Here is a 12,514-nt window from a genome sequence, read left to right as displayed (position 1 = left end):
ATGACCGCACCGACGATCGACCTGAACGCCGACGCCGGCGAGAGCTTCGGCCGCTGGACCCTCGGCGACGACGCCGCCCTGTTCCAGCACATCACCACCGCCAACATCGCGTGCGGCTACCACGCGGGCGACCCGGCGACCATGCGCGCGTCCCTGGTCCGCGCGCGGAACGCCGGGATCGCCGCCGGAGCCCACCCCGGCTACCCGGATCTGCTGGGCTTCGGCCGCCGGGCCTTGCCGGCGACCGATTCCGACGTGGTCGACTACATCCTCTACCAGGTCGGCGCGCTCGCCGGACTCGCGGCGGTCGAGGAGGTGCCGCTCACGCACGTCAAACCGCACGGTGCGCTGATGGGCCGGATCTGCCGTTCGCCGGAGCTGGCGGTCGCCGTCACGCGAGAGCTTCAGTCGGTTTTGCCTGGAGTGCCGCTGATGTTCGCGCCTGCCGAGGCACTGCGTGCGGTGGTCGCGGCCGGGCTGCCGGTGATCCCGGAGAACGCGGCCGATCTCGACTTCGACCAGGACGGCATCAACCTCGTCGAACCCGTCCCGCAGGCCAAGGACCCGGCCGCGGTGGCAGATCGGGCGCTGGAAATGGCGCGCGGGACGGCCCGGACGGTCGACGGAACGGTGATTCCGATGCCGGTGCGCTCGGTGTGCGTGCACGGTGATCGACCGAACGCGGTGGCGGTCGCGGAGGCGGTGCGTCGACGTCTTGAGGCGGCCGGGTTCGTGGTGCGTGCGGCATGAGCTACGAGGTTTTCGCCGACGGCGCCCGGGCCAGTTTCGGCGGCGACGAGTTCGTGTTCGTCGAGGTCTGCGAAAGCATGGATCTCGCGCAGGCCTTGCGAATCCAGGCGATCACCGGCGAGTTGTCCCGGCGCGAGCTTCCCGGAATCCTCGACGTCGCCCCGGCGAACGCCAGCTACCTCGTGCGTGTCGATCCCGAGGTTGTGCACCCGCGCGAACTGGTACGAACGCTGGCCCGGCTGCACGAGCGGTTCGGAGAAGCGGGATCGGTCGCACTGGATACGGAGATCGTCGAAATCCCGGTCTGGTACGGAGATCCAGAGACCGAGCGGGTCTGTATGAAGTTCCGCGACCGGCACCAGTCGGCGGGGGAGACCGATCTCGCCTATACCGCGCGCGTCAACGGGCTGACATCTGCGGCTGACCTCGTAACCGCGCATTCGTCGGCACCCTTCATCGTCACTTTCCCGTGTTTCAAGCCGGGAAACACCGAATGCGTCCAGCTCGTTCCGCGCGAACGGCAACTCCAAGTCCCGAAATACCTGCGGCCGCGGACCGAAACCCCGGCGAGGGCAGTCGCGCACGGCGGCGCGTTCACCGTCGTCTATCCCACCGCGGGCGTCGGCGGCTACCAGCTGCTTGGCCGTTCCCCGGTTCCCGTCGCCGATCTCGCGCAGCGGACGCCCGGGTTCGAGACGTCGAAAGTGCTCGCCACGATTTCGACGCTGCTGAGCTTCCGTCCCATTTCCGGTGAGGAGTACGCGCAACTGCGCACCGATTCCCGCGAAGGCCGCTACCGATACCATCGGGCACCGGTCCGGTTCGCGCTCGCCGAATTCCTCGCCGATCCGGCCGGCTATCCGCGGAAGCTAACGGCGGCGTTGTCATGCTGACCGTCCTCGCCCCGGGCGCTCGCACGCTCGTCCAAGACCTCGGCCGCGCCGGGCAATACGCCATCGGTCTGCCTCCTTCTGGCGCGCTCGACCAGTACTCACACCGCTGCGCAAACCTGTTGGTAGGAAACGATAAAACCGCGGCGACGCTGGAGATCACCATGATCGGCCCGGAGCTGCGCTTCGCGGAACCGGCCACCGTGGCGGTCACCGGCGGCGAAGCCGAGATCAGCATCGACGGAACGCGCGCCGGGTGCTGGCGGACGCTGTCCGTGGATACGGGAGAAGTACTGCGAATCGGCACGCTGCGCACCGGCTGCCACGCCTACCTCGCGGTGCGCGGCGGGATCGCGACGGAGCCGTTCCTCGGCAGCCGATCCACTTACCAGAGTTCGGCGATCGGCCGTCCGCTCGCTGCCGGCGACACCCTGCCGATCGGCGACGAGACCGAGGAATTCTGTCCCGGCGAGGGCAGCACCGTCGATCCCCGGCTGCGACCCGCGCTCGGCGGACACCAACCGTTGCGGCTGGTCGAAGGGTTGTGCCGGTACCGCTTCACCGACGAGAGCGTCCGGGAATTCTTCTCCTCCACGTTCACCGTCTCCGCCGAATCCGACCGCACCGGCCGCAGGCTGATCGGCCCGGCACTGCGGTTCGTGGACCGCGAAGCCCCGTTCGGCGCGGGCGACAACCCCAGCAACGTGGTCGACCTCGGCTACCCGGTCGGCTCGGTGCAGGTCCCCAACGGCGAGGAGGCCATCTGCCTGCTGCGCGACGCCGTGACCGGCGGCGGCTACGCCACGATCGGCACCGTCGTGACCGCCGACCTCGACGTGCTCGCCCAGCTCAAAGCACCGGACACGGTCCGTTTCGTGCCGGTGTCGCTCGACCAGGCTGTCGCCGCCCGCCGCGAGAGCCGCGACCGGCTCGACCAGGTGCGGCGTGGGCTGCGGTTGCTTTCCCTGTACTGACCTGTCTTCCGGCAGCACCCGGCCGTCCCCGGAGGACGGCGCGAACGCACTCGTTCGCCAGCGCCGCTCGTACCCGCCTCGTTCCGAGGAGCCCCGCCATGACCACTCCCGACCTCGCCGTCGCCGCCCCGAGGCATGCCTCGCCCTGGACCGTCCGGACCCTGCTCATCCTGCTCGTCCTCGACCTGACCTACCTCGTCAACGCGATGGACCGGCAGGTGTTCGCCATCCTGCTGCCGGACATCAAGCAGACCTACCTGCTCACCGGCACCCAGGCCGGGACGCTGTCCACGATCTTCACCCTCGGCATGGGCCTCGCCGGCATCCCGGCGGGGTACCTGGCCGACCGGATCGGGCGCAAACGGGTCATCATCGCGAGCCTGCTGCTGTTCTCGATCACCTGCGCGCTGCAGGCGACGGCGCACGGGCTCGTCGACCTGACGGCGTGGCGGATCCTGTCCGGCGTCGGCGAAGGAGCGCAGAACGCGGCGCTGTACGCGGCCGTCGGCGCGTACTTCCACCGCAACCGCGCGGTGGCGATCGGGTCGATCAACGCGGCGTTCGGGCTCGGCGCGTTCGCCGGCCCGTTGTGGGGCGGCGCGCTGCTGTCTTCGACCGGGAACTGGCGCGTTCCGCTGCTGGTGTTCGGCGGGCTCGGCCTGGTCATCCTCGTCGTCATGGCGTTCACGGTGCCGCGGTCGGTGACGGAAACCGGACGCCAGGAGATGCCCCGTGAGATGCCGGCTCCCGGTACGGAGATCCGGTTCTTCAACCGCCGGGTCGTCTGCTGCGCCATCGCCACCCTCGCCGCGGGCTTCTCCATCTACGGTTACCTCGGGCTGTATCCCACCTATCTCCGCGAGGCGCACGGCTACTCCGGCAGCCAGATCTCGGTCGCCGCGGGCATGTTCGGGCTCGGTGCGCTCACGTCGGTCTTCTGCGGGATGTTCGCCGACCGGCTCGACCAGCGGCTGGTCAACCTCGTCGGATTCGCCGCGATCGCCGGGTGCGGGGCGGGCATTTTCGCCTTCGCCGACGCCTATCCCGCGCAGCTCGTGCTTTCGCTGGTGCTCGGGATCGCGTTCACCGGGATCGTCTACACCACCACGAACGCGCTCATGCAGCGTTCGGTGCCCGCCGCGAAGGCGGGCCGGGCGAGCGGGCTGTTCGTCGCGGCGATGTATCTCCCGGCGAGTGTGTCCGGCTATTTCTTCGCGGCCGTCAAATCCGGTTTGGGATGGCACACCGCCGGAGTCGTCCAGCTGTGCGCGATCCCCGTCGTCGGCCTCGTCGCGATGGCCGCGATGGGCAAGCCGCGCGACTGACCACAAAGGACAGAGAGGAAAATCATGACACAGCACTACGAACCGTATTCCGAAGTGCGCGACGGCATGCGGGTCGACTGGGACGTCCGGCTCACGATGAGCGACGGCGTGACGCTCGCCGCGGACATCTTCCGGCCGGACGACGACCAGCCGCATCCGGTGCTGCTCGCGGCCAGTCCGTACGGAAAGGGGCTTTCGTTCGCTGACGGGTTCCCTTCGCAGTTCGCCGCACTGGTGCGCGATCATCCCGAAGTGGTCGCTACTTCGACCGGGGCGTACCAGGTTTGGGAGTATCCGGACCCGGAGCGGTGGGTGCCGGAGGGCTACGTGTGCGTGCGGATCGACGTGCGCGGCACCGGCGGCAGCGAAGGGGCGATCGACTTCTTCTCGCCGCGTGAGGCGCAAGATCTTTACGAGGCGATCGAATGGGCCGGGGTCCAAGAGTGGAGCAACGGCAACGTAGGGATGCTCGGCATCTCCTATCTCGCGACCAATCAATGGCTGGCCGCCGCGCTGTCCCCGCCGCACCTGAAAGCCATCTGCCCGTGGGAGGGCGCGTCCGACTATTTCCGCGAATACACCCACCATGGCGGGATCCCGACGGAGTTCATGCCGAGTTGGGCTCCGAACCAGGTGCTGCGCATCCAGCACGGCCGCGCCGACTCGCCGGTCAACCCGAACACCGGCCGCCGCGTGTCCGGGAAACCCGTGCGTACCGAGGAAGAACTGGCGGCGGCCGAGATCCGGATCTCCGACGTTCTGCTCGAACGGCCGGTCGTCGACAACTACTACCAGGACCGGACCGCGGTGCTGGAGAAAATCACCGTCCCGGTCCTGTCCTCCTCGAACTGGGGTGGCATGGGGCTGCATTCGCGCGGCAACTTCGAGGGATTCCAACGGGTTTCGTCCGAGCAGAAGTGGCTGGAGGTGCACGGGCTGGAGCACTGGACGGAGTTCTACACCGACTACGGCCTCGACGTGCAGCGCCGGTTCTTCGACCATTTCCTCAAGGGCGAAGCCAACGGCTGGGACGCGCAGCCACCGGTTCAATTGCAGGTACGCACGCCGGACAGCTTTTTCCTGCGCCACGAACGGGAATGGCCGCTCGCGCGCACCGAATGGACCGCGCTGCATCTCGACCTCGGCACTCGCGCACTGACCGAACACGCTCCGTCCGGCTGGCAGCAAGCGGAGTTCGTCGCGCGGTCGGAAGGGCTGCTGTTCACCCTGCCGTCCGCTTCGCAAGCAGTGGAATACACCGGTCCGGCGGCGTTGAAATTGTTCGTTTCGTCGACGACTGAGGACGCGGATCTCTTCGTCACGGTACACCTGTTCGATCCCGATGGCGTCGAAGTCCTTTTCCCGACTGCTTTCGAGCCGCACGGTCCGGTCGGTCAGGGCTGGCTGCGCCTGTCGCACCGCGAACTCGACCCGGAACTTTCCCGCCCGTATCGTCCTTGGCAGCGGCACACCGCGGTGTCGCCGCTGACGCCTGGAGAGGTGTACGAGGCGGACGTGGAAATCTGGCCGTTCTCGATCGTGGTCCCGGCTGGTTACGCGCTCGGGGTGTCCGTGCGCGGCCAGGATTACGAGCACCATTTGCCCGGCCCGCATGAGCTAACTTACGGCCGCGAAGTCCGCGGGAGCGGTGCGTACTGGCACGAACTCCCCGGCGACCGCGACCGCGCGGCGTACAGCGGGAGGACTACCTTGCACAGCAACGAAAACCAGCGACCGCAGTTGCTGCTGCCCCGGATTCCCGGAGCCTGACCGCACACTTCGCGAACCGGTGTCACCCGCCGAACCCGCGGCACGGAACCGCCGGTCTCGCGAAACCGCCAGACGCCGCTCTCGATGGGCGGCGTCTGGTCGCGGAGATGGCTGGACAGAGCGAAGTGCGCGGTTCTATCGTGAGGAGTTCGAAACCTGGGGAGGGGTTATGATTCGCCGGACAATTGTCTTGCTTGGCGTGCTGGGGCTGGCCGGGATCGGCGCGGTGGGGCCTGCTTCGGCCGCGTCGCCGAGGACTTCGCAGCTGACTCTCGATCCGAACTCGGGCGCGCCCGGGGATCCGGTGACGATGAGCTGGCAATGCACCAAGGACGACGGCCCGGTGCGCCAGCTGTGGTCGAACGTGCTCACCGGTTTCCCGACGAACCCGCACACCTACGTCGGCACCGCGCAGGCTAGTGTGCGGACGGACGTGACTCCGGCGGGGAACGGGAATTACTGGGTGGCGCTGGACTGTCAGCATTCGTACTCGATCCTGCCGTTCACCGTGCGCTGAGCCGGGCAGTCCACGGCTTAGAATCGGCGGCATGACTGGCCTCCTTGACTTCCTTCGCGAGCTGGCGGCGACCACCGCCTGGACGGTGGTCGCCGACGACACGCCGGTGAGATGGCAGCTCAGCGGGTTGACATGGCAGGCCACCGTGATCGTCGATCCGCAACGGTGGCTAGGGATGGAGTTCGAGGCGCGGGACCCGGCGAGCGGGAAGCGGGTCACCTACGACATCGACACCGATCTGTACGACATCTCGCAGGAACGCCATCGCGAATTCGCCGGGGACATCGAACGCGACATCATCGAATTTCTCGGCAACCTGAGAAAAGGTTCGATGCTACGCGGAACTGACGGTACGAAGTTAGTGCTCGTCTTTCCTCTCGACGGTTCCTGGGTCCGCGTCGTCCGGGGGCGTTTCCTGACCAGCGGGTCGACGCACGCCGATCTCGTCGCGGCCCGGGCCGGTGGAGACTACGTCGTGGTGCGGTGACTAGCTGGGCGGTCACGTGCCAGCGGCGCACTCCGGCCAGGATCGTCATGCCGCCTGCTTTCCGAGGACGACGCGGACCGCGGCCAGATCGTGGTCGGCGAGTCCGTTGTCCGCGGCCTGGGTGTAGAGCCGCGCGAGGTGGTCCAGAACCAGATCCGGGACTCCGGCGGACGTCGCGGCGGCGCGGATGTGGGCGAGGTCTTTGACCGCCGCGCGGACCGGGCTGAGCACCTCGTCGGTTTCGCCGGTCAGCTGCGCCGCGCGATAACGCAGGTACGGGCTGTCGGCCTTCGAGCCGGCGACGGCGTCGAGGAAGAGCCGGAAATCCAAGCCGAACGCTTCGGTCAGCACGGCGGTCTGCGCGGCCACCGCGTTCAGGCCGAAAAGCCAGGCGTTGCAGGCTAATTTCAGCAGGCTCGCACCACCCGGCCGGTCCGCGACATCGACCACAGTGGACGCGAGCGCCTCGAGAACCGGGCTAGCGAGCCGCTTGGGTTCGGCTGCTCCGGCGACCATGAGCGTGAGCCCGCCTCGCTTGGGGTTGCCGAGGAACGGCGCGTCGAGCAAAGTCACGCCGAGCTGTTCCGCGGTCTGGACAATCCCGTCGATGTCCGCGCCGACGGTCGCGCTCTGCAACACGACCGCGTCGGAGTCGAGGGCCGGTGCGATCTCACGCAGTACCTCCAGCACCGCTGCGGCGTCGAACACTGTGATGAGCACGGCCTCGGCTGTGCGCACCGCCTCCGCGGCGGTGGGGAAGACCGCCACGCCGTGTGCCGTCAACGGCTGGGCGCGGGATTCGGTCCGGTTCCACGCGCGGACCGCGAAGCCGTGCTCCCGGAGCTGCCGCGCCATCGCGGAACCCGCGTCGCCGGTGCCGAGCACCGCTGCTGTTCGCATGATGTTCCTCCTGATGTGTCAACTTGACGTATCAAGTCAGAGGTCCGATACTACCTCAGGAGACGACGTAAGGGAGACCATGAGCCGCGACCCGGATCTGCTCGACCCGCGAGAGACGCGGGTGTGGCGATCATTCGTGCAGTTCAGCGGGAAGGCGGTCGCGGCCGTCGAGCGGGACCTGTTCGCCGCGAGAGGGCTGTCCGGCGCGGATTTCCAGATCCTGGCGCGGCTGCACGAGGCCGAAGACAAGCAGTTGAGCCAGAAGCTGCTCGGCGAACTGACGGGCTGGACCGCGACCCGGCTCTCGCACCAGCTCGCCCGCATGCACGGGCGCGGCCTGGTCGACCGCGCGGCTGCGGGGCGCGGTCGGTTGATGCGGATTTCGCTGACCGAAGCAGGGTTGCACACGTACGAGTCCGCATTGCCGGCTTATGCCCGGGCGGTTCGCGAGCACTTCCTTGGCGGCGCGGCGCTGGCGGAGTTGGAGGAGGGGCTGCGCTTGCTCGGCGCGCCGAGGCTGGACGGCAGGGCCGGCTGAGCTCTACTGGTATCGCACCGGGTTGCCGTTGAGATTGCCGCCGCCGCACGGCCACGGGCCGTCGTCCAGCGGGCCGAGGCCGGTGTCGCGGAAGAACAGCAGTTCGCTGCCCAGGCTGAAGACGACCAGCCCGTCCGCGAGCAGCAGGATCCGGCCCGTCACCCCGCGGTCGTCTTCGCTGAGGAAGAGCTTGCGCAGCTGGAAGTCCGCATCGACGGTGAGGAGACGGCCTTCTCGCCAGAATACGGCTGTGCCATTGCGGTCCAGCGCCGGATACGTGGTGTAGCAACCACGCAACAGCGGTCCGTCGAGCAGGGTGCCGTTTTCGGCCAGGCCGCGGAATCGCGAACGCAAGCGACGAATATTTTCGGATTCGGGACCACGAATGCCGCCGTGTCTATCGATCAGCAGCAAACCGTGGCTGGACCACCGTTGCGTGGCCATTCCGGTTCGGTCGTACCGGGTGGTGCGGAAGAAGCTGTAACCCTGTTCGCCGATCAGGAATTCGCCGGGTGCCGCGATGGCGCACCGACTGCGCGGGCCAGGCAGGGTTTGGGAGATAACGCCGCCGTGTGCGGTGTCGAGGAAGAGCGTCACGCCGATCCCGCTGCCGTCGTCCGCGAAACCGGCCGCGATGCGATCGGCGGAGACGAGCAGCGGCTGCCAGTGCGCCGCGGTGAGCGTCCGGGGCTCTCGGGGCGGCCCCGGGTGTTCGGCTGAGTCGGTGTCCTCCGGTTTCAGCGAGCTGAGCAGGATGGTGGTGGACCAGACTGTCCGGCCGCTTTCGTCGTGGCGGGCAACGCGAGGGGCGCGACCGGGCGGTACGACGCGGGAACTGCCGGCGGGAAGCCACGACACGCAAAAGCCGTCCGCCAGAAGGACGAACGCGCCGAGGTGCTCGTGCGGTTCGTGGTCGAGCACGACTGAACGGAGGACCGAGCCAGCGAGGTCGAGTTCGGTCAGGACGTAGCAGCCCGCGTCCCGCTGGGCGATCCACACTGTCCCGCTGACGCTGACCAACGGCGGGTACGGGCGGCCGTCAGCTCGGTGTTTCCAGAGCACCGCACCCGACGCGTCGAGCGCGGTAAGCACTGTGCCGGACAGGTTGTCGCGGTCGTACGCGGTCGCGACCAACGGTCCGTTCGGGCCGGGTGCCGCCACGTCCCGGACCTGGCCGGGCAACGTGACAGTCTGCGGGCTGAGAGGCATGCGCAGGTCCTTTCGCCGATCGTTCCCGACGATAGCGGCGATCGAAGAACAGTTCTCGCGCGACGGGTCGGATTCCCGCTATCATTTCCGGGCTAACGTCGACCTGTCGGGGGTCTGGCCCAGAAGGAGGTCGCATTCCCCGCTCTTGGTCAATCCGGCTTGAAAGCGACGAAATACCGTGCGGCCGAAAGAATGAGCAGCTGTGCTCCGAACGGCCGTGCGAGCACACGACGGGCCGAGGCGGGCCATCCCTTTTTTCTGTGTTGTGCCGAGCATGGAGTGGGTGATCAGCTGTCATGAGAAAAGCTATTGTCGCGCTGATGTGTGTTCTCGCCTTGATGGGGATGGGCGTTCCCGCGAACGCCGACCCGGCGCCGTCGAGCACCGTGAGCATTACGCCGGCCACCGTCGCGCCAGGGGCGGCCCTGACCTTCTCGGTGACCTTGTCGAACGCCGATGCCGATCCGCTGAAAGGCGGAAAGCTCGGTCTGGGCGTGGCGAACGGCGCGATCAACCAGCTCCTGGACGTCAGCACCTGCGCGCTGTGCTACCAGGCCGGAAACACTATTCGTTACGACGTGGGCGATGTCCCGATCAACGGCAGCAAAACCTTCACCTTCACCATCGGGGTTTTCGCCAGCGCACAGCTCGGACAGTACGTAATCGAGCACCAGTTCGTCGGAGACAATTACTCGTACGAGACGGTGGAGGGCCCGACGGTCACCGTCTCGCGGTAGCGAGCGGCTGGCACTGCGTCGCCGGGTTGAGCCGGGCGACGCAGTGCCAGCGGCCGGTCAGCGGAACGAATCGGCGTGCTCGATCGCCCATTGCCGGAAAGCCGTCGCCGGAACGCCGGTCACGTCCTCCACTGTGGACAGTGCGCCGGGGCTCGCCACCGCGCAGACTCCGGGGAACGACACCGCGGCGGCGAGGTCGTCGGCCGGGTCCTCGGTCGCGAGGCTGGGATCTTCCTCGAAACGCAGCGGGCGGCCCAGTGCCGCGCTGATCGCTGCGATCTTCTCCTGCGGCGTCAAGGTCGCAGGGCCGGTGAGCGGGTAGGTCTTGCCGCCGTGGCCGTCCTCCAGCAGCGCGCTGGCCGCCACCGAAGCGATGTCGCGCGGATCGATGGCGGGCGACGGCAAGCCCGGCCGCGGTGCCCGCACCACACCGTCCGAGCGGATCGCGGGCGCCCAGAACAGCAGGTTCGAGAAGAATTCCCAGGGCCGCAGTATGGTCCACTCGAGGCCGCTGTCCCGCACGACCTGCTCGCCGCGGAGCAGCGTCCGGCCGACGGACGAGCCGGGGTGGGTCTGCGCGAGCAGCGACGACACTGTCACTACTCGCGCGATGCCCGCTTCGGCCGCGGTTTTCAGGATCTGGCTGGTGTCCGTGTCTCCGGTCCGCAGCAGGAAAATCGCTTCGACGCCGGTGAGCGCCAGCCGGAGCGAGGCGGGATCCTCGAGATCGCCTTCGACGACGCCGACTCCCGCCGGAACCGTTGCCCGGCCGGGGGACCGGGTCAGCGCACGGACCTCGGCCCCGGCCCCGGCGAGTCGTCCGACCAGCGAACGCCCGATGTTTCCGGTCGCGCCCGTCACCAAGATCATCAGCAATCTCCTCCGCGGTATGGCTCAGACCTTCACCGCGATCCTTCTCCCTCGACCATGGTGGAGGTCAACCGCGGAACTACGCGGCGGTGCCCTCGATGTGCGCCTTCAGCAGTTCCAGTCCGGGCTGGATGCGGGCCGGGTCCTCGACCGGGTGCGGGCCGGCCGGTTCGGTGGGCGGGATCAGGCGCTCGAACAGGCGGCAGAACAGGGTCGTCCCGTCGCCGAGGTCGAAGGTGGTGAAGGTGGCGATCGCGTGCATCGACGGCGCCGGGGTTCCGTCTTCGAGCACGTCGCGGCCGACCACCGTCCAGAGCTTTCCCGGGACCCGCGCGACGACGGTGTAGAGCTTCGGCTTCTCGTTCAGGTCCGGCACGATGTTTTCGAGCAGCACGTCGCCGAGCTCCGCCGGGACGTCCGGCGTGCCGCGCCGCACCTCGGTGCCGGAGGCCATCGGCAGCCACTTCGGCAGGTTCGACCAGGTGGTCACCCAGTCGTACACCTCCTGCGCCGGGCGCTTGACCACGATGCGGTTTTCGACGAAGCGGATGTTGAGGTTGTCCGGAATCTGCCGGACGTACAGGGCTTCAGACATGATTTCTCTCCTTCTTCGGGGTTATTTCGGGGTTACTTGGCGGAATGCTGGCCGGTCATGAGCGCGCCGAGGTCGTCCGGTTCGAGGAACGACGGCGGCGGGGGCGGACCCCAGCTGAACAGGCCCTGGACGCCGTCGAAAACCTCCGGCTTCCAGATCTCGTCCTCGGGGACGCAGTCCATGTCGGAGTAGTACTCGCTGAAGTTTCCCGCCGGGTCCTTGAGATACCAGAAGAAATTGGAGCCCGCGTGATGGCGGCCGAGGCCCCAGACGTGCCGGTCGGGATGGCCGCTCAGCATCGCCGCGGCGCCGCGGCCGACGTCGTCGATATCGTCGACCTGCCACGACGTGTGGTGCAGGAAGTTCACCGGGGCCGCGAGCGCCAGCACGTTGTGGTGGTCGACCGAGCAGCGCATGAACGCGCCCTTGTTCCCGATGTAGTCGCTGACCTTGAAGCCGAGCGCCTCGGTGAAGAAGCGCATGGTGGCGTCGAGATCGGTGGTGCCCACCACGCAGTGGCCGAGCTTCTTGGGCCGGACCGCGCTGGTGCGCACCACGCCAGGCGCGCGGCCGAACCGCTCGATGCGGCCGGGTCCGTTGTACGGCGTGGCCAGCACGGGTTGCTGCGTGATCCGCGGCGAAATCTCGACCCGGACGGTGAATCCGGAGACCGGCTCGATCGCGGCGACGGCGGTGCCGGTTTCGGTGCTGACGACGCCGAGCCGGTTGAGGCGCGCCGCGGTCCGCGCGATGTCGTCGGCGTCGTCGACGCCCACGCCGAGTTCGAGCAACTGCCGGTACGGCGCGTGCCGGACGCGCAGCTGCTCGCCGCCGTCGAGGGTGGCGAAGGACCCGTCACCGACGTGGTTGAGGCCGAAATCAGCGTAGTAGGCAATGGTTTCCGCGACGTTCGGGACGCCCATCGTGACCCGGGTCAGCCGATGCATCCCCA

14 protein-coding genes are annotated in these 12,514 nt (G+C 68.0%); 9 read left to right on the top strand and 5 right to left on the bottom strand.

What is annotated here, in order from left to right:
- The 7 genes from ABD156_RS42185 (at position 1) to ABD156_RS42155 (ending at position 6,713) form a co-directional block, all read left to right on the top strand.
- Positions 1-750 carry a 5-oxoprolinase subunit PxpA gene (locus ABD156_RS42185; RefSeq protein WP_344286788.1) on the top strand — a complete coding sequence of 250 codons (750 nt, stop codon included), beginning with the start codon at positions 1-3 and terminating at the stop codon, positions 748-750.
- Positions 747-1,643, top strand: a complete 897-nt coding sequence (locus ABD156_RS42180; RefSeq protein ID WP_344286786.1) for a 5-oxoprolinase subunit B family protein — start codon at positions 747-749, stop codon at positions 1,641-1,643. The genes ABD156_RS42185 and ABD156_RS42180 overlap by 4 nt, the downstream gene beginning before the upstream one ends.
- Positions 1,637-2,614: a 5-oxoprolinase subunit C family protein gene (locus ABD156_RS42175; RefSeq protein ID WP_344286784.1), complete on the top strand. Its 978-nt coding sequence runs from the start codon at positions 1,637-1,639 to the stop codon at positions 2,612-2,614. Before ABD156_RS42180 ends, ABD156_RS42175 begins: the two co-directional genes overlap by 7 nt.
- 98 nt (positions 2,615-2,712) lie before the next feature.
- Entirely contained in the window at positions 2,713-3,939 is a 1,227-nt protein-coding gene (locus tag ABD156_RS42170; protein WP_344286782.1) for an MFS transporter, read from the top strand.
- Positions 3,940-3,963: 24 nt separating this feature from the next.
- The gene (locus ABD156_RS42165) at positions 3,964-5,709 is read left to right on the top strand and encodes a CocE/NonD family hydrolase (RefSeq protein ID WP_344286780.1); all 1,746 of its coding nucleotides are present in this window, start codon (positions 3,964-3,966) and stop codon (positions 5,707-5,709) included.
- A 169-nt stretch (positions 5,710-5,878) separates the two neighbouring features.
- Complete coding sequence (locus ABD156_RS42160; RefSeq protein ID WP_344286778.1) at positions 5,879-6,226, top strand: hypothetical protein; 348 nt, start codon at positions 5,879-5,881, stop codon at positions 6,224-6,226.
- A gap of 31 nt (positions 6,227-6,257) precedes the next feature.
- On the top strand, positions 6,258-6,713 hold the full coding sequence (locus ABD156_RS42155; protein WP_344286776.1) for a hypothetical protein: 456 nt from the start codon (positions 6,258-6,260) through the stop codon (positions 6,711-6,713).
- A 45-nt stretch (positions 6,714-6,758) separates the two neighbouring features.
- Here the strand turns inward: ABD156_RS42155 and ABD156_RS42150 are convergent, their stop codons facing one another.
- Entirely contained in the window at positions 6,759-7,613 is an 855-nt protein-coding gene (locus ABD156_RS42150; RefSeq protein ID WP_344286774.1) for an NAD(P)-dependent oxidoreductase, read from the bottom strand.
- A gap of 79 nt (positions 7,614-7,692) precedes the next feature.
- Between ABD156_RS42150 and ABD156_RS42145 the strand changes: the two genes are divergently transcribed.
- A complete protein-coding gene (locus ABD156_RS42145) occupies positions 7,693-8,151 on the top strand; it encodes a MarR family winged helix-turn-helix transcriptional regulator (RefSeq protein WP_344286773.1) in 459 nt (152 codons plus the stop codon).
- Positions 8,152-8,154: 3 nt separating this feature from the next.
- Here ABD156_RS42145 and ABD156_RS42140 read toward each other — a convergent pair whose 3' ends face one another.
- The gene (locus ABD156_RS42140) at positions 8,155-9,360 is read right to left on the bottom strand and encodes a hypothetical protein (RefSeq protein WP_344286772.1); all 1,206 of its coding nucleotides are present in this window, start codon (positions 9,358-9,360) and stop codon (positions 8,155-8,157) included.
- A 296-nt stretch (positions 9,361-9,656) separates the two neighbouring features.
- On the opposite strand from ABD156_RS42140, the gene ABD156_RS42135 reads away from it, so the two are divergent.
- Positions 9,657-10,097 (top strand): COG1361 family protein, encoded by a 441-nt coding sequence (locus ABD156_RS42135; protein WP_344286770.1) that lies wholly within the window; start codon positions 9,657-9,659, stop codon positions 10,095-10,097.
- Positions 10,098-10,154: 57 nt separating this feature from the next.
- Here the strand turns inward: ABD156_RS42135 and ABD156_RS42130 are convergent, their stop codons facing one another.
- The 3 genes from ABD156_RS42130 to ABD156_RS42120 form a co-directional block, all read right to left on the bottom strand.
- On the bottom strand, positions 10,155-10,967 hold the full coding sequence (locus ABD156_RS42130; protein WP_344286768.1) for an SDR family oxidoreductase: 813 nt from the start codon (positions 10,965-10,967) through the stop codon (positions 10,155-10,157).
- A 79-nt stretch (positions 10,968-11,046) separates the two neighbouring features.
- Entirely contained in the window at positions 11,047-11,562 is a 516-nt protein-coding gene (locus ABD156_RS42125) for an SRPBCC family protein (RefSeq protein WP_344286766.1), read from the bottom strand.
- Between the two features lie 32 nt (positions 11,563-11,594).
- Entirely contained in the window at positions 11,595-12,509 is a 915-nt protein-coding gene (locus tag ABD156_RS42120; RefSeq protein ID WP_344287025.1) for a VOC family protein, read from the bottom strand.
- Positions 12,510-12,514: the final 5 nt, after the last annotated feature.

Origin of the sequence: Amycolatopsis albidoflavus, from assembly GCF_039525725.1 — a bacterium.
Classification (GTDB): domain Bacteria; phylum Actinomycetota; class Actinomycetes; order Mycobacteriales; family Pseudonocardiaceae; genus Amycolatopsis; species Amycolatopsis albidoflava.
Note: the sequence above shows the minus strand (reverse complement) of the source record. Positions and strands in the feature narration are given on the sequence as shown.

What these genes read in the sequence shown, in the direction of transcription:
- ABD156_RS42125 (WP_344286766.1), bottom strand. Translation starts at nt 11,562, where the DNA reads ATGTCTGAAGCCCTGTACGTCCGGCAGATTCCGGACAACCTCAACATC.
- ABD156_RS42175 (WP_344286784.1), top strand. Translation starts at nt 1,637, where the DNA reads ATGCTGACCGTCCTCGCCCCGGGCGCTCGCACGCTCGTCCAAGACCTC.
- ABD156_RS42120 (WP_344287025.1), bottom strand. Translation starts at nt 12,509, where the DNA reads ATGCATCGGCTGACCCGGGTCACGATGGGCGTCCCGAACGTCGCGGAA.
- ABD156_RS42160 (WP_344286778.1), top strand. Translation starts at nt 5,879, where the DNA reads ATGATTCGCCGGACAATTGTCTTGCTTGGCGTGCTGGGGCTGGCCGGG.
- ABD156_RS42145 (WP_344286773.1), top strand. Translation starts at nt 7,693, where the DNA reads ATGAGCCGCGACCCGGATCTGCTCGACCCGCGAGAGACGCGGGTGTGG.
- ABD156_RS42140 (WP_344286772.1), bottom strand. Translation starts at nt 9,360, where the DNA reads ATGCCTCTCAGCCCGCAGACTGTCACGTTGCCCGGCCAGGTCCGGGAC.
- ABD156_RS42170 (WP_344286782.1), top strand. Translation starts at nt 2,713, where the DNA reads ATGACCACTCCCGACCTCGCCGTCGCCGCCCCGAGGCATGCCTCGCCC.
- ABD156_RS42150 (WP_344286774.1), bottom strand. Translation starts at nt 7,613, where the DNA reads ATGCGAACAGCAGCGGTGCTCGGCACCGGCGACGCGGGTTCCGCGATG.
- ABD156_RS42185 (WP_344286788.1), top strand. Translation starts at nt 1, where the DNA reads ATGACCGCACCGACGATCGACCTGAACGCCGACGCCGGCGAGAGCTTC.
- ABD156_RS42165 (WP_344286780.1), top strand. Translation starts at nt 3,964, where the DNA reads ATGACACAGCACTACGAACCGTATTCCGAAGTGCGCGACGGCATGCGG.
- ABD156_RS42180 (WP_344286786.1), top strand. Translation starts at nt 747, where the DNA reads ATGAGCTACGAGGTTTTCGCCGACGGCGCCCGGGCCAGTTTCGGCGGC.
- ABD156_RS42135 (WP_344286770.1), top strand. Translation starts at nt 9,657, where the DNA reads ATGAGAAAAGCTATTGTCGCGCTGATGTGTGTTCTCGCCTTGATGGGG.
- ABD156_RS42130 (WP_344286768.1), bottom strand. Translation starts at nt 10,967, where the DNA reads ATGATCTTGGTGACGGGCGCGACCGGAAACATCGGGCGTTCGCTGGTC.
- ABD156_RS42155 (WP_344286776.1), top strand. Translation starts at nt 6,258, where the DNA reads ATGACTGGCCTCCTTGACTTCCTTCGCGAGCTGGCGGCGACCACCGCC.